Here is a 21,976-nt window from a genome sequence, read left to right as displayed (position 1 = left end):
GTCGTCTCTCCTCCTCGGACCACCGCCTTCGGCGGCGGTGCCCGCTACGGCTACGACTCGTCGTCCTTCCTACTCTTGAACTCGCGAGACCCCCGGGTACCCGCTTGCGGGTGGCGGCCCACTGTACCTCTACCACGGGCTGCCGTAGGGCTTCCTGTCCACAACGGTTTTGTCGAAATTGCGGGGGCCTTCTTCAACAGCCTTCTCGGAGTGGCGATGAGTGGATCAACCCGCGTGTTCGGACTTGGGCGTCTGGCGTTGCTAGCTGTCGCCATTGTGCCGGCGGCGTGCACCACCCAGGTGATGCAGCCCCCGGCGGTCGCGGCGGTCGCGGCCCCGCTTGCGGTGGAGCGCTTCCTTCAGGCGGCGAACTCGCGAGACCTGCATGGGATGGGTCGCCTCTTCGGGACGGCGGGCGGGCCGATGATGGACACCGGCAGCACATTCGGCTGCATGTTCAAGAAGATCGGGTCGTGGTTCGGAGGTCAGTCATGTGTGACCCGGCAGGATGTCGAGATCCGCATGAACGCCATCTCCTCCATACTGCAGCACGAGGACTACCGAATCGTGCGCCAGGAGATGGTCGCGGGCCGCGACACACCAACCACGCGCGTCGTGGTCAATCTCACGATCGGTGGTCAGTCGGTCGACAACGTGCCGTTCTTGGTCGTCCAGGCGAGCGGGGGACGGTGGCTCGTGCAGGAGGTCGATCTGCAGCGCGTGATGACCGGACGGTAGGCTTTCGGCATGGCGTGGGAACCCCCAAGGGTTTGTTAGGTACGGGGCCCCGCGAGGGCTTAGAAGGGTGATCGGAAAGGGGGGTGTGCCCAGCACCGGGTTGAAATGAACAGACGAGTGTGTGGGTTGCGGTGGCACGGCCCCATCTCCGTCGTTGGAGCTCCTCGACGTAGCGACGGCTATGGCGTCGTCGCTCCGCCTAGGATATACGGCCGTGGCACCCGGGGACCCGTGCGACAGCACGGGTGGCGGCCCGTCCCCCTTTCCGATCACCCTTCTAGAAGCAGTGCTGGACCAGCTCGACGAGCACGCCCTGGGTGCTGGAGGGGTGCAGAAAAGCGACCAGATGTCCTCTGGCACCCGGGCGCGAGACCCGATCGACGAGCTCGAGGCCTTGCGCTTCGAGGCGCGTAAGTTCGGATTCGATGTCGTCGGTGCGGTACGCGAAGTGGTGGAGTCCCGGACCCCGACGTTCGAGGAAGCGACCGATGGTCGTTTCCGGGCCCAGTGGCTCGAGGAGCTCGACAGCGCCGACGAAGGCGATGCGGACTCCCTGGGCCTCTAGCACTTCAGGCGGGGAGCTGGTCTTCCCGAGCAGGACCTCGAAGAGGCGGCACGCCTCTTCCAAGGAAGGAACGGCGACGCCTACGTGGTCCAGTGGGCGGCTGGCCTCTAGTGATTGAAACATGGAAGTAAGCTCATAAGGAGAGCCGAAATGGCAACGAATGATGCGATTCTCGAAATCACCGACGCGAACTTCGCGGAGGAGGTCGAGGGTGGTGAGGGGCTCCAGATGATCGACTTCTGGGCGACCTGGTGTGGCCCGTGCAAGATGGTGTCACCGATCGTCGAGGAGCTCGCCGGAGAGTACCAGGAGAAGGGACTGCGGGTCGGGAAGCTCGACGTGGACACCAACCCGAGCGTGACGACGCGTTTTCGAGTGACGTCGATTCCGAGCATCCTGTTCTTCAAGGACGGAGAGCTCGTCGACAAGGTGATCGGCGCGGTTCCGCGTCCGCAGCTAGAGGAGAAAATCCTAGAACATCTTTAGCAGCCGGTGGTAGACTTCCCGGGTGGCCACCCTATACCTCGTGAGCACCCCCATCGGGAACCTCGCGGACGTGAGTCCCAGAGCGGAGGAGACGCTCCGTGCGGTGCACCGGATCCTCGCGGAGGACACGCGGCGTTCCCGTGTGCTCACCGCCCACGTGGGGGCCAAGGCGCCTCTCGTGTCGTTGCACGCCCACAACGAGCGCGGGCGCATCGAGCGCGTCCTGGCATGGCTCGGTGCGGGTGAGGATCTCGCGCTCGTATCCGACGCGGGCACGCCGTTGGTGTGCGATCCCGGTGCGACCCTCGTTGCAGCCGTACACGAGGCCGGGTATGCGGTCGTTCCGATTCCGGGGCCCTCGGCCGTGCTCGCCGCTCTGGTCGCGTCCGGGCTGTCCATGGGACCCTTTCTCTTCCTCGGTTTTCCCGACCGAAAAGGGAAGTCGAGGCAGGCGCTGCTCGAGAGGGTAGCCTCCAGCACCGAGACCGTCGTGCTGTTCGAGTCTCCCCGACGTACCGTGCGTCTGCTCGAGGATCTCGTGGGTGAATGCGGCCCGGAGAGGGCGGTCGCGGTGGCGCGTGAATTGACCAAGGTGCACGAGGAGTTTCAGCGAGGAAGCCTCGCCGAGGTCGCGGCACACTACCGGGAACATCCGCCCAAGGGCGAGGTCACTGTCGTCGTGGCTCCCGGGGACTCCGGCGTATCCGAGGCGGAGCGTGCGTCGAGGCTGGACGCAGCGAGGGGATTGGCACTGGAGCTCGCCGCCGAGGGCATGAAGCCGTCGGCTGCGGCGAAGGAGATCGCTCGCCGTCTCGACCTATCGCGTAACGACGCGTACCGTATCGTCCACGACTCCGACGAATTTTGAAGGCCCACGCATGACCTGGATCCTCCTGGCGACGCTTCTGACGTCTAGTGACGCACGCTTCGAGTCCGCCCCGAGCGACTCGATCACGATCGCGCGCCTACAGTACGAGGGCGGGGGCGACTGGTACGCGAACCCGTCGTCGTTGCCGAATCTGCTCGCCGCGATCCGGGAGCGGACCGGGATTCCGGTCGCCCGCCGAGAGATCAACATCCGACCGCTCGATCCCGCGCTGTACGACCACCCCTACCTCTACATGACCGGGCACGGTGACGTGCGCTTCTCCGCGGCGGAGCGCGTCCAGTTGAGGAAGTATCTCACGTCGGGGGGCTTTCTCCACGCCGACGACAACTACGGTCTCGACGAGTCGTTCCGGGAGGAGATCGCCCAGATCTTTCCCGACTCTGAGCTGACGGAGATCCCTGCCGATCACCCGGTCTTCCACACGTTCTACGACTTTCCGGAAGGGCTGCCGAAGATTCATGAGCATGACGGCAACCCTCCGCAGGCCTTCGGGGTCTTTCACGAAGGGCGGTTGGTGGTGTTCTACTCGTATGAATCGGATCTGGGAGATGGTTGGGAAGACGAAGACGTTCACGGTGACTCCGAAGACCTTCGTGAGGCGGCGCTTCGCATGGGTGTGAACCTGTTCCTGTACGTGCTGGGTCAGGCGGTGTCGTGAGTCCGGCAGGCAAGCGGCTGCACGGCGAGGTCCAGGGGGTTCGTGGTCACCTGAGGAAGCGAGGCGCGATCGCGTTGAGCGTCTGGTTGGCCGCGGTCGTCGGACTCGCGCTGATCGCGGCATGGATGCTTGCGGGTCCTGAGGGCTGGCGCCAGGGAAGCGACGTACCCGCGCAGTTGGACGCGGTGGTCCTGGCGCTCGCGCTCGCCGCATTGTGGGCGCATCGGGCCGGGGCGATGCGCTGGTTGGCGGAAGCTCCGCTCTCGGAGACGATGGAGCGCGCCGCGGGTCTACGTCCGGGCATCGTACGGGGCACCTTGGAGCTGTCGCGTGAGATCCCGCCGGGCGTTTCTCGCTCACTTGCGGCGCGGGCGGCTGAACGCGCTCTTGCGGGGCTCAGCGAGCGCTCGCCGGCGGTCCTATCCGGTGAGTTGGGCGCGGCGCTCGATGTCTGGACACGGCGGGGCCTTACCGCTTTCTCGGTTCTGGCGGTCCTCGCGATTGGCCTGGCAGTGGCCACGCCCAGTCGATCGCTCGGGGCGTGGGCGGGCCTCTCGTCCCCGTTCGGACTCATGAAGGACCCTGTGCTGCCTTCGATTGTGGTCACGCCCGGGAACGTGGAGGTTCTGCGCGGCTCGGACGTCGGGCTCACCATCGAGGCCCCCGGGCGGGCTACGGTGCTCCTTTCGTGGCAGGCCGCGGGCGACATCGCGCGAAACGAGAGGCTCGAGCTCACGCGGGAACGGGCGTCGCATGTCTTCGAAGCCATCGCTTCGCCGATCGAGTATCGAGTCCAAGGCGACGACGGCAGCGAGACCGAGACTTACTCGATCATCCCGATCGATCCACTCTTCGTGAGCGATTTCGTTCTCGGCGTGGTGTACCCTGCGCACACCGGCCTGCTGCCGGATGAGTATCGCGGGGACCCGCCTCCGTTGCGTCTGCCCAGCGGGTCCCGCCTCACACTGGAGGGACGCGCGAGCCGCCCACTTTCGCGTGCCGCCCTGGAGGATTCGACTGGCGCGACCGCGATCGAACTCCAGGTTGAGGGAAGCGGCTTTCAGGGGGCGTGGACGCCACGGGCGGACGGCGTGTTCTCCTGGTCCTTCCAAGACGACGACGGAGATCCAGCCGAGATTCAGCCGGGACCGCTCGTGATCACGCTCGTGCCGGACTCGGCGCCGCACGTGGCGATCCCCCTGCCGGGACGTGACACGATCCTGCCGTTGAACCTTCGCCAGCCGCTCATTCTCGAAGCGAGCGACGACTACGGCCTCCGGCGCCTGGAGCTCGTCGCGTACAGAGTCACGGCGTTCGGTGAGCGCCACGAGCCCATCACGCAGGGATGGGACCTCGGTGGCACGCGCGCGGCGCTCGCGCGTCCGCTTCTCGACCTTAGGAGCTGGGGCCTTCTGCCCGGCGACACCGTGCGGTACTACGCCAGGGCCATCGACAACGCTCCTTCAGGCCAGGTCGCGTCGACGCGCGAGTACGTGCTACGCATGCCGGCCGCCGCCGAGATGCAGCGTGCCGCGGAGCAGCAGCTCGAGGACGTCGCCGACCGGCTCGCAGAGCTGGCGGAGGAAGCGGCCCGTCGCGCCGAAGAGAATCGGGATCAGGCGCTCCAGAACGCTGCGCAAGGGGATGCTCGCGGAGCTCGGGAAGAAGGTCAGCCGGAGTTCGAGCAGCGGGAGGAGCTGCAAGCGGCGCTCGACAATCAGGAGGAGATGAGCACTGCGGCCGACTCATTGCACGCCGAACTCGGAGAGCTCGAGCGCATGCTGGAGGAAGCCGGCCAGGCGGACCCAGAGCTCTCGAGAGAGCTCGAGGAGCTTCAGGAGCTACTCAGGGAACTGACCGGGAGCGACTTGCGGCAGCGTATGGAAGAGATGGCCGAGGCGTTGGATCAGGACGATCTGCGCCGGGCCAACGAGTCTCTGAGTGATCTCGCGGAGCAGCAGGAAGAGTTTCGCAAGCGACTCGAGCAGGCTCTGGAACGATTCCGTCGGGCCGCGGTGGAGCAAGACTTCCGGGCGACGACCGGCGAGGCCGAGGAGCTCGCGCGTCAGGAGGAGGCGTTGGCCGACGCCATGAAGGAGGAGGACAATCCCGAGCTGCGCGGCGAACAGCAACAGGACCTCGAAGCCCGCGCCGAGCAGTTGCAATCTCAGATGGAGAGGCTCGAGCAGCGACTGGGCCAGATCGACGAACAGGAAGCGGCTGCGGGCGTGCAGCAAGCGCGGGAGTCGATGCGGCAGGCGCAGCAACAGATGCAGCAAGCGGAGCAGCAAGCGAACCAGGGCCAGAATCAACAGGCCGCGGAGCAGGCGGACCGGGCCGCGGAGCGTCTCCAGCAGGTCGCGGAGGAGCTGCAGCAAGCGCAGGAGCAGATGGCGGAGGAGAGGGCGGAGGCTGCCCAAGCTGCGCTTCACCAGGCCGCGGACGACGCGCTCTCGCTGGCGCGCAGGCAAACGGAGTTGCGCGAGCGCATGCGTGGCTCGAGCCAAGAGCAAGTGGCCGGAATGCGTAGCGACGAGGCATCGCTCCTGCAGGGGGTCGAGAACATGGCCGAGAACCTGCAAGCCGCGGGACAGGGGGCGATGGAAGCGGACCAGCAACTGTCCGCGCACTTGGGACGCGCGATGGAGTCGATCGAGAAGACCATCGAGGCGATGCAGACCCGCCGGGGCTCCACACCCTCGCCGCATGCGCAGGCGGGCCAGGCGATAGGAGACCTCAACCAGCTCGCGCTCGCGGCGATCGCCGGCGCGGAGGGGATGGGACAGCAAGGCGAGGGTCAGTCCGGTGACGTGGCCCAGCAGCTCGAGCAGCTCGCGCAGGAGCAGGGCGACTTGATGAACCAGACCGGGCAGCTGATGCCGCTCGAGCTCGGTGAGCAGGCGATGCAGCGGCAGTTGCAAGAGCTGTCGCAAGGGCAGCAGTCAGTCGCGTCCGATCTCGGTGAACTGGCGGACCAGCCGGGAGCGGAGGAGTCGCTCGGAGACCTCGAGCAACTTGCGGCCGAAGCAGAAGCGCTCGCCGAGCAGCTCGCTCAGGGGCGCCTCACGCCGGAGATCACGCAGCGGCAGGAGCGACTCTTCCACAGGCTTCTCGACGCCGGACGTTCGCTCGAGCGCGAGGAGTCCTCGGACGAGCGGGAATCCGAGACTCCGGGTGTGTTCGAGCGCGGCGAGATCATGGCGCTCACCGCGGACCAACTCGGGCTCCTTCGCTTCCGACTGCCGGACGCGGCGCAGCTCCAACGCCTGAGCCCTGCCGTGCGGCAGCTCGTCATTCAGTATTTCGAGCGCCTCAACCGCGGCGGCGGCGGTGGCGGCGGCGGCAGTGGTGGCAGTGGCGGAGGGGGGTCGTGATGTCCCCGCGCCAACTCTGGTCCGGCTTTGGGGTGCTGACGCTGCTCCTTCTCTGCTCGACCCCTGCGACCGGCCAGATCCGCCGAGGGACGGATGAGGGTCGCCTGCTGCGCGACGCAGCGGCGCGGGAGTCGCAAGGCGACTTCGACGGCGCGGAATCCGTCCTGCGCCGATTGCTCGAGGCCGACCCTGCATCGTCGGGTGGGCTCTTCGCGCTGGAGCGCGTGCTGCGCGCAAAGGGGGAGACCGCCGAGATCCTCCCTTTGGTGGACGCGTTTCTCGCGCGCGACGCGGCTTCGTCGGGAGTACGGTACCTGAAGCTGCGCGTCCTCATGGAGTTCGATTCGCTCGACGCTCTCGAGCACGAAGCCGAGCGCTGGTTCGAGCTGGACCCCGCAAGCGAGGTTCCGTACCGAGAGGTTGCGCGTGTGTTTGAGCGCGCCTTCGGGTCCGATCGGGCGCTGCAGATTCTTCGCAGGGGCCGCGAGGCCGCGGGCGTTGACGCGCTCGCGATGGAGATCGGGGACATGCTCGCAGCGAGGGGGGACCGTGACGGAGCCGTCGACGAGTGGCTTCGCGCGATCGGCGACGATGGCGCGCAGACCACGGCGATCGCGCGCCGAGTGCAGGGACTGACACAGGGTAGGGACGCCGCCGGCCGCCGGCTCGTCCGCTCACTCGCGCGGTCCGATCTGCTGCCGAGGCGGCGCGCGGGCGCGCGCATTGCGCTCGACCTGGGTCTGGGGCCAGAGGCGCTCGATCTGTCCAAGGAGGTGGCGAGCGACCTGGACGGACGCGCTCGCGAGATGTTCCTCAACGACGTGGCGCGCCGGGCGCGAGAGAAGGACCTCGTGCGGACGGCGTCCTGGGCCTTGTCCGAGTTGGGCGGCGATGCGTCCACCCCGGCCGAGCGTCGCCGGTTCGACCAGCGGATTCTGGACGTGGCGCTGGCCGCCGCGGATACGGCAGCCGCGCTCGACGCTCAACGCCGCATCGCGGCTTCGTTCTCCGCCGGCTCCGTCGACCGACGTCGGGCGATGGCGCAGGTCATCCGTTTCGAGGGCGCCGATGCGGACCCGGGACGACTCGGGGAGCTATTGAAAAACTTCCGGGATGAGTTCCCGAACGCGCCGGAGCTCGACGATCTGGCGGCCACGGTGGCGGCGGGGCTGCTGGCGCGGGGAGACGCCGCCGGGGCCGCCGCTGTGCTCGAAGGAATCGAAGGACCACGCAGTGGCGTCGAGCGAGCGTATCTCCTGTTCGATGCGCGTGAAGTCGAGGAAGGCCGGCGGGCGCTCTTGCTCGCGCTGCCCGGCCTGGAGCCGTCGGACGCGACGGAGGTCATCCAGATGGTGGGCCTGATGGGGCGCCTGTCAGCGGAGGGGGCGGAGCTGCTCGCCACGGCCATGGTGCGAGCGCATAGGGGACAGGCCTCGGAGGCCGTGCGTGCGTTGACGGAGGGTGCGGAATCGCTCCGCCGGGACGAACGTCCGCCCGTGCTCGCCGAGGCCGCGCGCATCGCGCAGCGCGGGGAGCTGCCGAGCGAGGCTGCGCTGATCCGGGAACGTATTGTCACCGAGTTCCCCGACGCGCCCGAGGTTGGCGAAGCGGCGCTGGCGCTCGCACGGTACCGGGCCGCCTCGAGCGACGGGGTCGCCGCCGCGATCGCGCTGCTCGAAGAGCTCATCACCTCGCGTCCGAACGCGGCGGTAGTGCCGGATGCGCGGCTCGAACTCGAAAGGCTGCGGGGGCGGGGGCGGTGAACTACTTCACGGCGGCCCTCGTGGTCATGGGGCTGTTCGCGGCTCGACCCGCGTCAGCCCAGTGGATTCTCGTGCCCATGGATAGCGATCAGCGGAACCATCTGCGTGCGTACGGGCTGACGTACTGGACGTTGGAGCAGGAAGAGAAGGCGGAGTGGCTGCTCAACTACCGGGGTGGCTCCTTCTTACTTCCGGACCGCGCGGACGTCCGCCGGGAGGCGGCGCTGCGCGGAGTCACGATCGTCACTGTGGACGCGCCGGGCGAGGCGCGCATTCGCGCGACGATCGCGGACTCCAATATGGAGGCAGTGCCGCTCGAGCGCGCGCCAAAGGTCGCGATCTATACGCCGCCGAATACGACCCCGTGGGACGACGCCGTCACGCTGGTTCTCGACTACGCGGGCATCGCGTACGAGACCATCTGGGACTACGAGGTGCTCGAGCAGGACCTGAACGACTACGAGTGGATCCACCTCCACCACGAGGATTTCACCGGGCAGTACTCGAAGTTCTACCTCACCTACGCCGGTGCGCCTTGGTTGCAGGAGGAGGTCGCGCGCAACCAGGAGGTCGCGAGGGCGGGTGGATTCGCGAACGTGCCGGAGCTCAAGAAGAGCATCGCGATGAAGATCCGGGACTTTGTCGAAAACGGCGGCTTCCTGTTCGCGATGTGCTCGGCCACCGAGACACTCGAGCTCGCGCTCGCGGCGGGCTCGGTCGACATCGCTGCCGCGTACTCGGACGGGACGCCGCCGGACCCGGACGCTTCCGCCAAGATGGATTGGAGCCGTACCCTCGCGTTCGAGCACGCGCAGGTCCAGCTAGCGCCCGCGGTGAATTCCTTCTCGGACATCGACGCGCATCAGGTGAATACGCAGTGGAGGAAGGAGCTCGGCGTGTACACGCTCTTCGACTTCTCCGCCAAGTTCGATCCGGTGCCCTCGATGCTGACGCAGAACCACCAATCCGTGTTGCCGGACTTCTACGGTCTGACCACCTCGTTCCGGGAGGATCGCCTTCAGTCCGGCACGATCGTGCTCGCGCGGGAACAGGGCTGGGCCAAGTACGTTCACGGCAACCTTGGGGAGGGGACGTGGACCTACTTCGGCGGCCACGACCCTGAGGACCCAGAGCATCAGATCGGCGATCCCCCGACCGACCTCGCGCTGCATCCGAACTCCGCCGGTTACCGTCTGATTCTGAACAACGTTCTCTTCCCGGCTGCAAGGAAGAAGAAGCTCAAGACGTAGTGCAATGACGGACGTGCCCGAAGGCTTCCCGATGCGGATCCCAAAGGAGGCTCTGGTCGGCTTGGACGGCCTGGACGGCGTGGACGGGCTGGAACCGGAGGCGGCACCGCCCAGGCCGGCCGCGACTCCGCCCACGCCGCTCACGCTGTCAGGGGAGAGCTCGGCGCGCCTGAAGGCGGAGATCGAGCGTGCCGGCGGACGGGAAGTGTGCTTTCTCGCGCGCGTGGATGAGGATCGTGTCGTGCGCGAGCCCCGGGCCGTCGCCCGCGGCAACTTCGCCGCAGTGCTCGTGGCTGCCCGGGATGCCGACGAGGGCGGGGTGATGCTGCACAATCACCCTTCAGGCGTGCTCGAGCCCTCGGATGCGGACATGCGGGTCGCGGCGCAGCTGTACGAAGAAGGCCTGGGCACCGCGATCATCGACAACGGGGCTGAGCAGCTGTACGTGGTTGTCGAACCGCCGCAGCCCCGAGTCCGGGTGCCGCTGAAAATCGAGGAGCTGGACGCACTGCTCGCGCCAGACGGCGCTCTCGCCGAGCGTTTCGACGGCTACGAAGACCGCCCGGGGCAGCGCGACATGCTGCGAACCGTCGTCGACCGCTTCAACGAGGGAGGTGTAGCGATCGTCGAGGCGGGAACCGGCACCGGGAAGTCTCTGGCGTACCTGCTGCCGGCCGCTCGCTGGGCGCAGGAGAACGGAGAGCGGACGGTGATTTCGACCAATACGATCAATCTCCAGGAACAGCTCGCCGGTAAGGATCTGCCGCTGGTGCAGTCTCTGATAGGCGAGGTGCGGTGGGCATTGGTGAAGGGTCGGGGCAACTACGTGTCGATCCGCCGCGCGTTGCTCGCCGCTGAAGCGCAGACCTCGCTCTTCGACGACGATCGCTCCGACGAGATGAGAGCGCTTCTCGAATGGATCAGCACCACGGACGACGGGTCACTCTCGGACCTCCCGTTCACGCCGGAGCCCGAGACCTGGGAGGAGGTCCGAAGCGATCCGGATATCTGTCTGCGCAGCCGGTGTCCGCACTTCCAGCAGTGCTTCTATCAGCGATCACGCCGCCGGGCCGCGTCCGCCGAGCTGTTGGTCGTGAACCATCACCTCCTGTTCACCGACCTCGCGGTGCGGAACGCCACGCTGAACTTCACGCAATCCGCGGTCCTTCCCGCGTACAACAGGGTCATATTGGACGAGGCACACAACATCGAAGACGCCGCTACGTCTCATCTGGGTGTCGAGGTCACGCGCCGCAGCCTCTACCGCATGTTCTCGAGGCTCGACCGGCGGGGCAAAGGTATTCTCACGGCGCTTCACGGGGCCCTGTCTGGATCTTCGAATAGCCAGGAGCTGCGCGAGAGGTTGGAGAACCGCGTTCGCCCCGCGATGTCTCGCGCACGCGCCGAGGTCGAGGGCTTCGTCGAAACGATCGAGTCGTTCATCCCTCCCGGCGGAGGCAGTGTCCGCCTCGGACCCTCGGGGATCGGGGAGCCTGCGGAGCGCGACGACGTTCGGGAGAGACTGGCAGGGACGCTGGCCTCGATGGGCGCGCTCGAACGGGAGGTCGCCGAGCTGCGGGCCCGCATCGAGCTCGATGAAGAGATTTCGGATGCGCTGGAGGGTCGTGTGCTGGACCTGCGTTCCGTGGAGCGACGTCTTGCGGCGTCGATGCACGGACTGCGCCTCGTGCTCGCTCCGGGGGAGGAGGCAGACACGTACGTGCGCTGGTTGGAAGCCCGTGGACGTGGGAAGCGCGCGAACGTCGTGATGGCAGCGGCTCCCATCGATCTCGGAGGGCTCCTTCTGGACGCACTCTTCACGAAGGCCGAGACGACGATCCTGACCTCTGCGACGCTCTCGACGCGCAAGAGCTTCGATTTCCTCCGAGCGCGCCTCGGGCTCGACGCCCAGCACCTCGACGGTACTGATAATCCACCTGAGGTAGTAGAGCGTATCCTGGTGTCGCCGTTTGATTTCAAGTCTCAGACGGTGCTTTGTGTGCCCACAGACTTGCCGGGTGCGGAGGGCGGCGCCAAGGCGTTTCAGGTGGCGACTGCGGACGTGACTCTCGAGCTCGCAGAGATGAGCGACGGCGGGCTCTTCGTGCTCTTCACGTCGCACGCCGCGTTGCGCCAGGTCGCGGAGCTGCTCCGCGAGCACGGCTCCGCGGAGCGTTGGCCGCTCTTCGTTCAAGGGGAGGACGATCGACACCGGCTCTTGCGTCGCTTCGCGGAGCACGGACGCGGCATCCTGTTGGGCACGACGTCGTTCTGGGAGGGTGTCGACGTGCCGGGGGACCCCCTACGCGGCCTGATCATCCAGAAATTGCCGTTTCGCGTGCCGACCGAGCCGATCACGGCGGCTCGCATGGAAGCGGTGGAGCGCGCTGGTGGGGATCCTTTCCAACAGTACATGCTTCCCCACGCCGCGCTGCGGTTGAAGCAGGGCTTCGGGCGGCTCATCCGATCGCGAGCAGACCGTGGAGCGGTGCTCCTCCTGGACGATCGTATCGTGGTGAAGCGATATGGACGCTATCTGCGGGATTCGCTTCCGGATGCCCCGTTCGTCAAGGGCCCGTGGAGTGACGTCCGCCGACGGCTCGAGGCGTTCTACGAGGGTCGCTGAGCCATGGCGGGCGCTCTTGGTGCGGTGAGCGAGGCCGCCTAGATTCCATCCATGAGACGGATCTTCGGAATGGGCGTGGGCGTGGTCTGGCTGGGCATGGCCTCAGGCGCGTTCCGCAACGGCAGCGCCGGATGGGACGCGGGTCACTCGGACCTCGGCTTCTGGTGGACTGTGATCGCGGGCCTTCTGGCCATCGCTGGCCTCGGGGCGCTGATCGGCACCTGGATCCACACGCGGCCGAGCGACGCCTGAAGCCATCCAGACTTCAGATGTCCCTGCCTTTTCCGTCCAAGATCGTCTGCGTCGGGCAGAACTTTGCGAAGCACGCGGCTGAGCTCGGCCACGACGTTCCCAGTGAGCCACTGATTTTCCTGAAGCCACCGTCTGCGATCATCCGCACGGGGGACGACATCGTCATGCCGACCTGGGCGGGGCGAGTGGACTTCGAGGGAGAGATCGGAGTGGTGATCGGCGTCCGTGCGCGGAACGTGGCCGCGGATGCTGCTTGGGAGCACGTCGCCGGATTCGCGCCTGTGAATGACGTCACCGCGCGCGAGCTCCAGAACGCGGACGGGCAGTGGAGCCGGGCGAAGGGCTTCGACACGTTCTGCCCCATCGGCTCGGTGACCCCCCTCGGGGAAGTGGACCTGGACGGCCTCCGCGTCACGACACGCGTAAACGGTGACGTGCGTCAGGACTCTCCCGTGCAGGACATGGTCTTCCCGATCCCCGTCCTGATTGAACACATCACGCGCTTCATGACGCTCGAGCCTGGAGATGTCATCGCGACGGGCACGCCATCCGGGATTGGCCCGCTCGCCGACGGGGACGAAGTCGTCGTGCACGTCGCGGGTGTCGGCGAGGTCGCGAATCGGGTCCGCGAGGAGTAGGCATGACGCGACGCAGCACACGCTTCGAGGCGCTCCCGGACTTTCCGCTCGCGGAGATGAGGGCGGCGCGCACAAGACTCGAGGCTGAAGGCGTCGACGTGATCGATCTGGGCGCTGGAGACGCGAGCTTGGATCCACCGCCTGCGGTCGTCGAGCGACTACGCGAAGTCGCGGGCGATAACGCTCACTCGCGTTACCCGTTCCAGATGGGGCTGCCCGCCTTCCGCGAGCAGATCGCCAGCTGGATGCGGCGCAGATTCGGGGTCTCCGTGGACCCGTGGGCCGAGGTGCTACCGCTCATCGGGTCCAAGGACGGGATCTCTCACCTTCCGTTCGCGTTCCTGAACGAAGGTGACGCGGCGGTCATCCCAGATCCAGGCTATCAGGCCTACCTGGGCGGCGTGACACTGGCGGGCGGTGAGCCCCACCTCGTCGCGCTACGCCCCGAGAACGACTTCCTGATCCCGCTCGACGAGCTTTCCGAGTCGGTCGCGAGCCGCACGCGACTTCTGTATCTCAACTATCCCAACAACCCTACAACTGCGACCGCGCCGGACGACTACTTCGAGCAGTCGATCCGGTTCTGCGCCGAGCGCGAAGCAGTCCTCGTCCACGACAACGCGTACTCCGAGATCGCCTTCGACGGGTATCGGCCGCGTAGCATCCTCGAGTTCGACGGAGCTCGCGACGTCGCGGTCGAATTTCACTCCCTGTCCAAGACGTACAACATGACGGGGTGGCGGCTGGGGTGGGTGGCCGGAAACCGCGATATCATAGCGGCGCTTTCGAAGGTGAAGTCGTTCATGGATACGGGGCAGTTTCTCGCAGTCCAAGCCGCGGGCGTCGCCGCGCTCGAGAGCTGGGAAGAGTGGGTGCCCGGCAACGTCGCCACCTTCGAGCGGCGTCGGGACGTGGCGGTCCGGGGTCTGCGGGAGGCCGATTTCGATGCCACCGTGCCCAAGGCAACCATGTACGTGTGGGTGCCGGTTCCAGGAGGCGGGTCGTCGCGGGCTTTCGCGACGAGGGCGCTCGAGCAGGAGGGCGTGATCATCATGCCCGGGCGCGCGCTCGGCGCAGGCGGAGAAGGTTTCTTCCGTATCGCGCTCACGGTCACCGAGGAGCGTATGTTGGAGGCGACGCAAAGGCTCGGTCGGCTTCGTAACTAGGAACGGGGCTCCGAAGGCGGTTTAGGAAGACAAATGCAAGCTCACGGGGGTTACACGAATCGCTCCGATCGGGGTGCCGGTCGAGAGCGGTCGGGGCTCGGGTCTCGCCGGGTCGTGTGGACGTCCTTCGGCATCTCGGTCGCGATCCACGTCTTGCTCCTCGGTTTGTACCAGAGCTACGGCACGTTGCAGCAGGAGGATGCGCGCCTCCCGTTCCCCGACTTCACGGGCAGCTCTGACGCTCTGGAGCTACTGCGCCTCATCGAGCTGGCCCAGGCGGACCTCGAGCGACCGGACGACCCGACCGAGATCGAGGAGATCGAGTCGCCCGAGGTGGCTCCGACCCCGTTGATCTTCGAGGCGGAACCGGGCCTCGATTTCACGCCTCCGCCTCTCACTGGGGCCGAATTGCTCCGTCCCCGGCTCACCGACGAACGTCTGTGGAGGCCTATCGATCCAAGGCTCACCGACCTGAGCCTGGAGCAGCGCGAGGAGCTAGCGCTCCGTGGCCGAATCGCGGATTGGGCCGACTCGCTCGCGGCGGCGGAGGCGGCGGAGGCGCGGCTCACCGATTGGACCTTCACCGACAGTGACGGTAAGCGCTGGGGCGTCGCAGACGGCAAGATCTATTTGGGCGATGTGGTTCTACCTGGCACTCACCTGTTCGGTGTCCCCGTCGGCAAGCGTGACGAGGTCGCCCAACGGCAGTGGCAGTGGGACGAGATCATGCGCCAAAGCGCGCGCTACGACGTCGAAGACGTATGGAAGGTGCGCCAGGAAGCGATTCGCGAGCGGCGTGACCGCGAGCGGGCGGCGGCTCAGGCGGATACGACGCGCTCGCGCCGATAGCCTGGGCACCAAGGCCGTATAGCGGTTCCGAAGCTATCGAGGGCTCGCCATCTTTCTGGCTTCGAGCGAATCCGTTCCCGGCACCCGTATTGATCGGAGCTGACGTGTCTCAAGAGTTGGCGCCCCGGCTAGACCCGCAGGCCATCGAGCCCGCCCGCTACGCGAAGTGGCAGGAAGGCGGATACTTCCACGTGCCGGCGAGTCGGGTACTGGAGGACGGCGCCGATCCCTACGTGATCGTGATTCCGCCGCCCAACGTGACCGCGGTGCTGCACATGGGTCACGGACTCAACAATACGATCCAGGACGTGCTCATCCGCTGGCGGCGCATGCAGGGGCGCGCCTCCCTGTGGGTGCCCGGCACGGACCACGCGGGCATCGCGACGCAGAACGTGGTCGAGCGCAAGCTCGCGGCGGAAGGACGTCATCGAGACGACTTGGGCCGTGAGCGGTTCGTGAAGGCGGTGTGGAACCACGTGGAGGTGACCGGCTCGGAGATCCTCGAGCAGCTCAAGGCGATCGGCGCGTCGTGCGACTGGGACCGCACGCGGTTCACGCTCGATGACGAACTCAGCCGGGCGGTGCGAGAGGTGTTCGTGCACCTCTACGAGAAGGGTCTCGTCTACCGGGGCGAGTACATCATCAACTGGTGTCCCCGCTGTCTGACGGCGCTGTCCAACGAAGAGGCGGAGGGCCACCAGACGCAGGGCAGCCTCTGGCACCTTCGCTACCCGCTAAGCGAGTCGGCCAGCGGAGCCGCGCGGGCGGCATCCGAGGCCGGAGCCGACGCGGTCGGGCAGCTCGACGACGGTCGTTGGTACCTCACGGTCTCGACCACCCGGCCCGAGACGATGCTCGGAGACACCGGGGTCGCCGTGAACCCGGAGGACGAGCGCTACACGTCGCTGGTCGGCGCAGATGTCGAGCTGCCGCTCACGGGCCGCACGATCCCAATCGTCGCCGACGCCCACGTCGATCCGGAATTCGGGTCCGGCATGGTGAAGCTCACGCCGGCGCACGACGCGAACGACTTCGACATCGGGCAGAGGACGGGACTCGAGATCCTCAACGTCATGACGCCCGAAGCCAGCATGAACGAGAACGCCCCCCAGGCGTTCCAGAGCATGGATCGCTTCGACGCGCGCAAGGCGGTCGTGGCAGCTCTCGCGGAGCAAGGGCTCGTTGCCGGTGAGGACGAGCACACGCACTCGGTGCCTCACTGCTACCGCTGCGGCACCGTCGTGGAGCCGCGTCTGTCGCTGCAGTGGTTCGTGAAGATGAAACCGCTCGCGGAGCCCGCTCTGCGCGCCTCCCAGGACGGCACGATCACGTTCACGCCGAGCCACTGGCAGCGCGTGTACGAGCACTGGATGGAGAACATCCGGGACTGGTGTATTTCGCGGCAGCTCTGGTGGGGGCACCGGATTCCAGTGTGGTACTGCGCCTGTGGCGAGGAGATCGTCTCCCGCGAGGACCCGAGCGAGTGCCCGAAGTGCGGCTCGACGGAGCTCGAGCAGGACCCTGACGTGCTCGACACCTGGTTCAGCTCGCAGCTGTGGCCGTTTTCCGTGTTCGGCTGGCCCGAGAAGACCCCGGATTTGGAGGCGTTCTACCCCGGCCACGCCATGGTCACCGCGCCCGAGATCCTATTCTTCTGGGTCGCTCGCATGATCATGATGGGCTACGAGTTCTTCGGTGAGCCTCCGTTCACGGAGGTGTACCTGCACGGCACCGTCCGCGACATGAAGGGTCGCAAGATGTCCAAGTCGCTGGGCAACGGCATCGATCCGCTCGAAGTCGTGAACACCTTCGGTGCGGACGCCATGCGTTACACCCTCGTGAGCCAGGCCGCGGTGGGCACCGACATCAGCCTCGACCATGAGGACGTCGAGGGAGCCTTCGCGAACGGACGCAACTTCGCGAACAAGATCTGGAACGCGGGCCGCTTCGCGTTGCTGAGTCTGGGCGACGCCCCGGTGAGACCGCTCGCCGAGGTCGCGGGCGACCTGGCACTCGAAGATCGGTGGATCCTGTCGAGGCTTCGCAGCGCCTCGGAGAACGCGACTCGTGGGCTCGAGCGCTACCGGCTGCACGACGTCGCGGAGAGCCTCTACCACTTCTTCTGGGGCGACGTGTGCGACTGGTACCTCGAGCTCGTGAAGGCGCGGCTCACGGAGGGCGCCGATGCCGCCGGCCGCGAGGCGGCGCGGTCGACGCTCGTGACCGTGCTCGACCACTCGTATCGGCTCCTGCACCCCATCGTGCCCTTCGTGACTGCCGAGCTCTGGTCGCGACTGCCGTGGCCGGAGGGGGACGAGCGCCCGGAGGACCTGATCGTGGCGCCGTGGCCGGACGGCAGCGACGGCCGTCGGGACGAGGATGCGGAACGGGACTTCGAGGCGCTGCGAGAGCTGGTTGTCGAGGTCCGACGGCTGCGAAAGGAGTACGGGGTCCCCGAGGGCGAGCGCGTCCAGATTCACCTCACGGGCCGGAACTCCAGGCTGTTGCACACGGTCCGGTCCCAGGCTGCCGCGCTCGAGCGTCTGGCGCGCATCGGCGGCGTGCACGAAGGCGAGGGCTCGGGCATCGGTGCGCATGCGGTGCTCGGCGGGGGCGGCGAACTGTTCGTGCCGCTGGAAGGCGTCATCGACCTCGATCGTGAGCGGACCAGGCTGCGCGAGCGGATCGAGCGACTGCGAGCGTTGTCGGCGGGCACGCGGAAGAAGCTCGACCATGAGAACTTCGTCTCCCGTGCCCCTGAGGAGGTCGTGCAAAAGGAGCGCGACAAGCTCGCCCAGTACGAGGAGCAGGCGAGTAAGCTGCAGGAGAAGCTGACCGGGCTCGAGGGCGGAGCCTCCTGAGCGCCGATCTGTGTTCCGGCGCGACCGTGCCCACGCCCGCGCAGGCTCGGCGGAGGGTCACCGTCGCCGCGGTCGCGATGGCCGTGGCCTTGGTCGCCGCGTGTGCACAGCAGGGGGCACCGCGGGGAGGCCCGGAAGACCGCCGACCCCCGGTCGTGGTGTCCACCACGCCTGATACGTTTGCTGTGGTTCCGGACTTCTCGGGCTCGATTCGCTTCGACTTCGACGAGCGCATCAGTGAGCAAGTCGCTAGGGGCACACTCGAAGACGCGGTGGTGCTGTCGCCACGCTTGGGAGATCTGCGCGTGCGCCACGAGCGGCGCAGCCTAGTGATCGACGTGGACGGTGGCTTCGAGCCCGACCGCGTGTATCGAGTCACGCTGCTGCCCGTGATCCGCGACCTGTTCGGCAACCAGATGCGTGACCAATTCGAGCTCGTTTTCTCGACCGGCCCGACTCCCGTGCCCACGACGATCGCGGGCATCGTCTGGGACCGTCTCACCGGACTGGGCGCGGCGGACTACGAAGTCCGCGCGGTGGAGACTGAGGGCGACTCGTCCGTGCACCTGGCCATGACCGACGCCGACGGGGTGTTCGCGCTGCGCTTCGTACCCACCGCGATCGAGGTCGACGGGCGACGCGCTGGCCGCTTCCAGCTCACGGCGTTCGAGGATCGGAATCGCGACGGCGTCGTGGATTTGATGGAGGTGCAGGGTGCGCGGCGGCAGCTGGTGTACGAGGCCGACACGCTCTTCACGGACATCGCGGTGCTCCAGCCGGACACGACGCCTGCCCGGGTCACGAGTGTCACGGCGCTGGATTCGATCACCGCGCTCATCGAGTTCGACGACTACCTGGATCCGGACTTTCCGCTCGCCGGCGTGATCGTCACGGTGCTCGATGAAGACAGCGTGGGCGTAGTGGCGGCGCGTGTCTTCCACGAGCACGAGTACGTGGCGTACGCCGAGGAGATCGCAGACTCGTTCGCGGTCCTCGACTCCCTCGAGGCGGTGGTACGAGACGCCGAGGCCGCCGAGGCCGCCGCGCAGGACAGCACGGTCGCGCAAGACAGCACCGCGGTTGGGGAAGTCGATAGCGCGAGCGTAGCCGACACCGTCACGATCGTCGACCCCGCGGCGGAGGATCCTGCGCCGGAGGATCCCGCCGAGGCGGAGCGGGTGGTGGCGCCTCCGGCCCGGCGTATGGCCCCGACCGGCCTGAACGGCCGCCCCACTGCGCGTCCAAGACCTCCCGGCCCCGGTGTGACGCCGGCAAGAGGACAGACCGGGCCGGCCGGTGAGCGACTGCCCTCGAGACAGATCGTCACGATTCTCGGAGCGACGCTCGTGCCGAACAGCCCGTACCGGCTCGTTGTCAGTGCCGTGAGGAACATCACGGCCGTACCGCTCGGCGGCGGGAGCGCCGCGCTCGTCCTTCAACCGGCCGAGCTGCCCACCGACACCGCTTCCGCGGAGGACTCGCTCGCGGTTCCCGACACCAGCGCGGTCCCCGACACGGCCGCGCGGACCACGCCTCGTCGCCCGGCCTCACGATGACAGATCCTCGGAGGTCCATTCCGTCCGTCGACGTGCTGCTCGAAGAGGAGTCGTTCGCTGCGCTGCTGGCCGCGTACCCTCGCGCACGCGTGCTCGAGGCACTTCGTTCGGTCATCGCCGATGTGCGCGAGCAAGTGAAGTGCGGTACGGAGGTCGCGGGGATCGACGGCCCTGAACTGTATGTCAGTGAAGTAGAGGACCACCTCGTTCGGAAGGACGAGCCGTCGCTACGCGCGGTGATTAACGCAACGGGCGTGGTGCTGCATACCAACTTGGGGCGCGCTCCACTTGCTGCGGCTGCCCGCGACGCGATGGCACGCGCGGCGCGCGGCTACTCGAACCTCGAGTACGACCTCGAAGAGGGCAGGCGGGGATCACGCTACGACCACTGCGCGTCGCTTCTGTGCGACCTCACGGGCGCGGACGACGCCCTCGTCGTGAACAACAACGCGGCCGCGCTGGTCTTGGCGCTGAATACGATGGCACGTGGGCGCGGTGTGGCGGTGTCGCGAGGAGAGCTCGTCGAGATCGGTGGGGGTTTTCGCATCGCCGAGATCCTCGAACGGTCCGGCGCGACCTTGGTGGAGGTCGGGAGTACGAACCGCACCCGAGTCGCCGATTTTGAGGAAGCGTGCGCAGATGGTTCCGTGGCGGCGATCCTGAAGGTCCATCGCTCGAACTTCAGTATCACGGGCTTCACGGAGGAGGCGCCGTTGCATGCGCTCGCCGGCGTGGCTCGAGCCAACGGCATCCCGCTTCTCCACGATTTGGGGTCGGGGCTCATGCTCCGCGCCGAGTCGCTCGCTTTGCCCGAGGAGCCCCGGGCCGCCGAGTCGCTCTCGAACGGTGCAGACATCGTGACGGTCTCGGGCGACAAGCTCCTGGGCGGTCCCCAGGCCGGACTAGTGCTCGGTGCGGCCGATGTCATCGCCCGGCTACGGGTGAATCCGCTCTGTCGTGCGCTCCGCGTCGACAAGGTGACGCTGGCGGGTCTGGAGGCGACGCTCCAGCTGTATCGGGACCCGGAACGGGCACGCGCCGAGATCCCCACGCTGCGCATGCTGTCGGCCACCGAGGAGGAGCTGAAAACGCGCGCGACCGCCCTCGCCCAGAAGCTTGCCGACTCGGGCGTTCCCTCCGCGCTGGTCGAAGCGAAGGGCGCAGTGGGTGGCGGCACCTACCCCGGAGTGGAGTTGTCCGGCTGGGCGCTCGCGCTCGACCCCCCGGACGGGGCGGAAGCGTTCGCTGCTCGCCTGCGCACTGGCCGTCCCCCGGTGATCGCGCGCATCGCTGATGGGCGGGTGCTGCTCGATCCACGGACCGTCGATGCCGAGGAAGAGGGCGACCTCGTGCGCCGCGTCGCCGAGGCTTGGCCGGGGGGAGCGACGCCGTGAGGGAGCTACGGCCCGCGGTGTTCATCGACCGCGACGGGACCATCGTGATCGAGCGGGAGTATCTCGCCGACCCGGACCGCGTAGAGATCCTGCCTGGCACGTTCGAGGCGCTGGCGGCGCTCCGAGAAGCGGGCTTCGCGCTCGTGATCGTCACCAACCAGTCGGGGATCGCCCGCGGGTACTACTCGATCGAGGACTACCATGCCGTGGCAGCACGGCTGGACGCGCTGCTCGAAGAGGCGGGCGTCGCAGTCGACATGACGCGCTTCTGCCCGCATCACCCGGATCGCTCCGGTCCGTGCCCGTGCCGCAAGCCCGGGACTGGCATGTATCTCGATGCGGCTGAAGAACTCGGTCTGGATCCGGCCCGCTCGTACTACATCGGAGACAAACTCACCGACGTCATGCCCGCGCTCGAGCTCGGTGGATGGGGCATTCTGGTCCGGACGGGGTATGGGCATGAGTTGGAAGCATCGGCACCGGAGCCGATACTTATAGTTGATGACCTCGCGGCCGCGGCGGAGTTGATTGTCGAGAAAACCGCCGTTGACCGCATTTCGCGTCTCGAATAGCTTTTTGCCATGATGACCATGACGGTGACGGCAGTCGCCAAAGTCCAAGACTTCATCCAGGAGCACGGTGTCGAGGGTGGCGTCGGCCTGCGCGTGGCGGTACTGCCCGGCGGGTGCTCTGGCTTTCAGTACGGCCTCAACATCGAGGACGCGCCCGAGGACGAGGACGAAGTGATCGACATCGAGGGTGTGAAGGTTTTCTTGGACCCGTTCAGTGCCCAGTACCTCGAAGGCGTCGAGATCGACTACGTGACCAGCTTCATGGGTCAGGGCTTCACGTTCAAGAACCCGAGCGCCTCGGGTGGCTGCGGCTGCGGGAGTTCGTTCACGGTTTGATGT

Annotated in this window: 18 protein-coding genes; 17 read left to right on the top strand and 1 reads right to left on the bottom strand. The window is 67.1% G+C overall.

The features are described from left to right. Positions 1 to 216 precede the first annotated feature (216 nt). Positions 217 to 738, top strand: a complete 522-nt coding sequence (locus IIB36_16305) for a hypothetical protein (protein ID MCH7533299.1) — start codon at positions 217 to 219, stop codon at positions 736 to 738. 277 nt (positions 739 to 1,015) lie between these two features. On the opposite strand, the gene mce is transcribed toward IIB36_16305, so the two are convergent. Next, positions 1,016 to 1,426 (bottom strand): methylmalonyl-CoA epimerase, encoded by a 411-nt coding sequence (mce, locus tag IIB36_16300; GenBank protein MCH7533298.1) that lies wholly within the window; start codon positions 1,424 to 1,426, stop codon positions 1,016 to 1,018. A gap of 27 nt (positions 1,427 to 1,453) precedes the next feature. Here mce and trxA point away from each other — a divergent pair, with 27 nt between their 5' ends. From trxA to IIB36_16220, 16 genes are all read left to right on the top strand, one after another. Beyond that, positions 1,454 to 1,789: a thioredoxin gene (trxA, locus tag IIB36_16295; protein ID MCH7533297.1), complete on the top strand. Its 336-nt coding sequence runs from the start codon at positions 1,454 to 1,456 to the stop codon at positions 1,787 to 1,789. A gap of 22 nt (positions 1,790 to 1,811) precedes the next feature. Next, complete coding sequence (rsmI, locus tag IIB36_16290; protein ID MCH7533296.1) at positions 1,812 to 2,657, top strand: 16S rRNA (cytidine(1402)-2'-O)-methyltransferase; 846 nt, start codon at positions 1,812 to 1,814, stop codon at positions 2,655 to 2,657. A gap of 10 nt (positions 2,658 to 2,667) precedes the next feature. Continuing rightward, on the top strand, positions 2,668 to 3,336 hold the full coding sequence (locus IIB36_16285; GenBank protein ID MCH7533295.1) for a DUF4159 domain-containing protein: 669 nt from the start codon (positions 2,668 to 2,670) through the stop codon (positions 3,334 to 3,336). Further along, on the top strand, positions 3,333 to 6,710 hold the full coding sequence (locus IIB36_16280; GenBank protein ID MCH7533294.1) for a hypothetical protein: 3,378 nt from the start codon (positions 3,333 to 3,335) through the stop codon (positions 6,708 to 6,710). The genes IIB36_16285 and IIB36_16280 overlap by 4 nt, the downstream gene beginning before the upstream one ends. Next, positions 6,710 to 8,473 (top strand): hypothetical protein, encoded by a 1,764-nt coding sequence (locus tag IIB36_16275; protein ID MCH7533293.1) that lies wholly within the window; start codon positions 6,710 to 6,712, stop codon positions 8,471 to 8,473. The genes IIB36_16280 and IIB36_16275 overlap by 1 nt, the downstream gene beginning before the upstream one ends. Before the next feature lie 26 nt (positions 8,474 to 8,499). Continuing rightward, a complete protein-coding gene (locus IIB36_16270; protein MCH7533292.1) occupies positions 8,500 to 9,723 on the top strand; it encodes an asparagine synthetase B in 1,224 nt (407 codons plus the stop codon). Between the two features lie 4 nt (positions 9,724 to 9,727). Then, positions 9,728 to 12,349, top strand: coding sequence for a DEAD/DEAH box helicase (locus IIB36_16265; GenBank protein MCH7533291.1), 2,622 nt, complete (start codon positions 9,728 to 9,730; stop codon positions 12,347 to 12,349). Positions 12,350 to 12,400: 51 nt separating this feature from the next. After that, on the top strand, positions 12,401 to 12,601 hold the full coding sequence (locus IIB36_16260) for a hypothetical protein (protein MCH7533290.1): 201 nt from the start codon (positions 12,401 to 12,403) through the stop codon (positions 12,599 to 12,601). A gap of 17 nt (positions 12,602 to 12,618) precedes the next feature. Further along, the gene (locus IIB36_16255; GenBank protein MCH7533289.1) at positions 12,619 to 13,239 is read left to right on the top strand and encodes a fumarylacetoacetate hydrolase family protein; all 621 of its coding nucleotides are present in this window, start codon (positions 12,619 to 12,621) and stop codon (positions 13,237 to 13,239) included. A gap of 2 nt (positions 13,240 to 13,241) precedes the next feature. Next, positions 13,242 to 14,405 (top strand): aminotransferase class I/II-fold pyridoxal phosphate-dependent enzyme, encoded by a 1,164-nt coding sequence (locus tag IIB36_16250; GenBank protein MCH7533288.1) that lies wholly within the window; start codon positions 13,242 to 13,244, stop codon positions 14,403 to 14,405. A 33-nt stretch (positions 14,406 to 14,438) separates the two neighbouring features. Beyond that, complete coding sequence (locus tag IIB36_16245) at positions 14,439 to 15,254, top strand: hypothetical protein (GenBank protein MCH7533287.1); 816 nt, start codon at positions 14,439 to 14,441, stop codon at positions 15,252 to 15,254. 104 nt (positions 15,255 to 15,358) lie between these two features. After that, complete coding sequence (locus IIB36_16240) at positions 15,359 to 18,115, top strand: valine--tRNA ligase (GenBank protein ID MCH7533286.1); 2,757 nt, start codon at positions 15,359 to 15,361, stop codon at positions 18,113 to 18,115. A gap of 26 nt (positions 18,116 to 18,141) precedes the next feature. Beyond that, positions 18,142 to 19,671 carry an Ig-like domain-containing protein gene (locus IIB36_16235; protein ID MCH7533285.1) on the top strand — a complete coding sequence of 510 codons (1,530 nt, stop codon included), beginning with the start codon at positions 18,142 to 18,144 and terminating at the stop codon, positions 19,669 to 19,671. Further along, a complete protein-coding gene (locus IIB36_16230) occupies positions 19,668 to 21,065 on the top strand; it encodes an L-seryl-tRNA(Sec) selenium transferase (protein ID MCH7533284.1) in 1,398 nt (465 codons plus the stop codon). Before IIB36_16235 ends, IIB36_16230 begins: the two co-directional genes overlap by 4 nt. A 17-nt stretch (positions 21,066 to 21,082) precedes the next feature. Beyond that, complete coding sequence (locus IIB36_16225) at positions 21,083 to 21,637, top strand: HAD family hydrolase (protein MCH7533283.1); 555 nt, start codon at positions 21,083 to 21,085, stop codon at positions 21,635 to 21,637. 9 nt (positions 21,638 to 21,646) lie between these two features. Beyond that, positions 21,647 to 21,973, top strand: coding sequence for an iron-sulfur cluster assembly accessory protein (locus tag IIB36_16220; GenBank protein ID MCH7533282.1), 327 nt, complete (start codon positions 21,647 to 21,649; stop codon positions 21,971 to 21,973). Positions 21,974 to 21,976 lie beyond the last annotated feature (3 nt).

The sequence above is a fragment of the Gemmatimonadota bacterium genome (assembly GCA_022560615.1).
In the GTDB taxonomy this organism is placed as follows: domain Bacteria; phylum Gemmatimonadota; class Gemmatimonadetes; order Longimicrobiales; family Gaopeijiaceae; genus UBA1138.
The sequence above is the reverse complement of the archived record's forward strand: the minus strand, read 5'-3'. Positions and strand labels throughout refer to the sequence as shown.

Coding starts and splice junctions, on each gene's coding strand:
- IIB36_16220 (MCH7533282.1), top strand. CDS start 21,647: ATGATGACCATGACGGTGACGGCAGTCGCCAAAGTCCAAGACTTCATC.
- IIB36_16260 (MCH7533290.1), top strand. CDS start 12,401: ATGAGACGGATCTTCGGAATGGGCGTGGGCGTGGTCTGGCTGGGCATG.
- IIB36_16245 (MCH7533287.1), top strand. CDS start 14,439: ATGCAAGCTCACGGGGGTTACACGAATCGCTCCGATCGGGGTGCCGGT.
- trxA (MCH7533297.1), top strand. CDS start 1,454: ATGGCAACGAATGATGCGATTCTCGAAATCACCGACGCGAACTTCGCG.
- IIB36_16230 (MCH7533284.1), top strand. CDS start 19,668: ATGACAGATCCTCGGAGGTCCATTCCGTCCGTCGACGTGCTGCTCGAA.
- mce (MCH7533298.1), bottom strand. CDS start 1,426: ATGTTTCAATCACTAGAGGCCAGCCGCCCACTGGACCACGTAGGCGTC.
- IIB36_16270 (MCH7533292.1), top strand. CDS start 8,500: ATGGGGCTGTTCGCGGCTCGACCCGCGTCAGCCCAGTGGATTCTCGTG.
- IIB36_16255 (MCH7533289.1), top strand. CDS start 12,619: ATGTCCCTGCCTTTTCCGTCCAAGATCGTCTGCGTCGGGCAGAACTTT.
- IIB36_16275 (MCH7533293.1), top strand. CDS start 6,710: ATGTCCCCGCGCCAACTCTGGTCCGGCTTTGGGGTGCTGACGCTGCTC.
- IIB36_16285 (MCH7533295.1), top strand. CDS start 2,668: ATGACCTGGATCCTCCTGGCGACGCTTCTGACGTCTAGTGACGCACGC.
- IIB36_16265 (MCH7533291.1), top strand. CDS start 9,728: ATGACGGACGTGCCCGAAGGCTTCCCGATGCGGATCCCAAAGGAGGCT.
- IIB36_16250 (MCH7533288.1), top strand. CDS start 13,242: ATGACGCGACGCAGCACACGCTTCGAGGCGCTCCCGGACTTTCCGCTC.
- IIB36_16305 (MCH7533299.1), top strand. CDS start 217: ATGAGTGGATCAACCCGCGTGTTCGGACTTGGGCGTCTGGCGTTGCTA.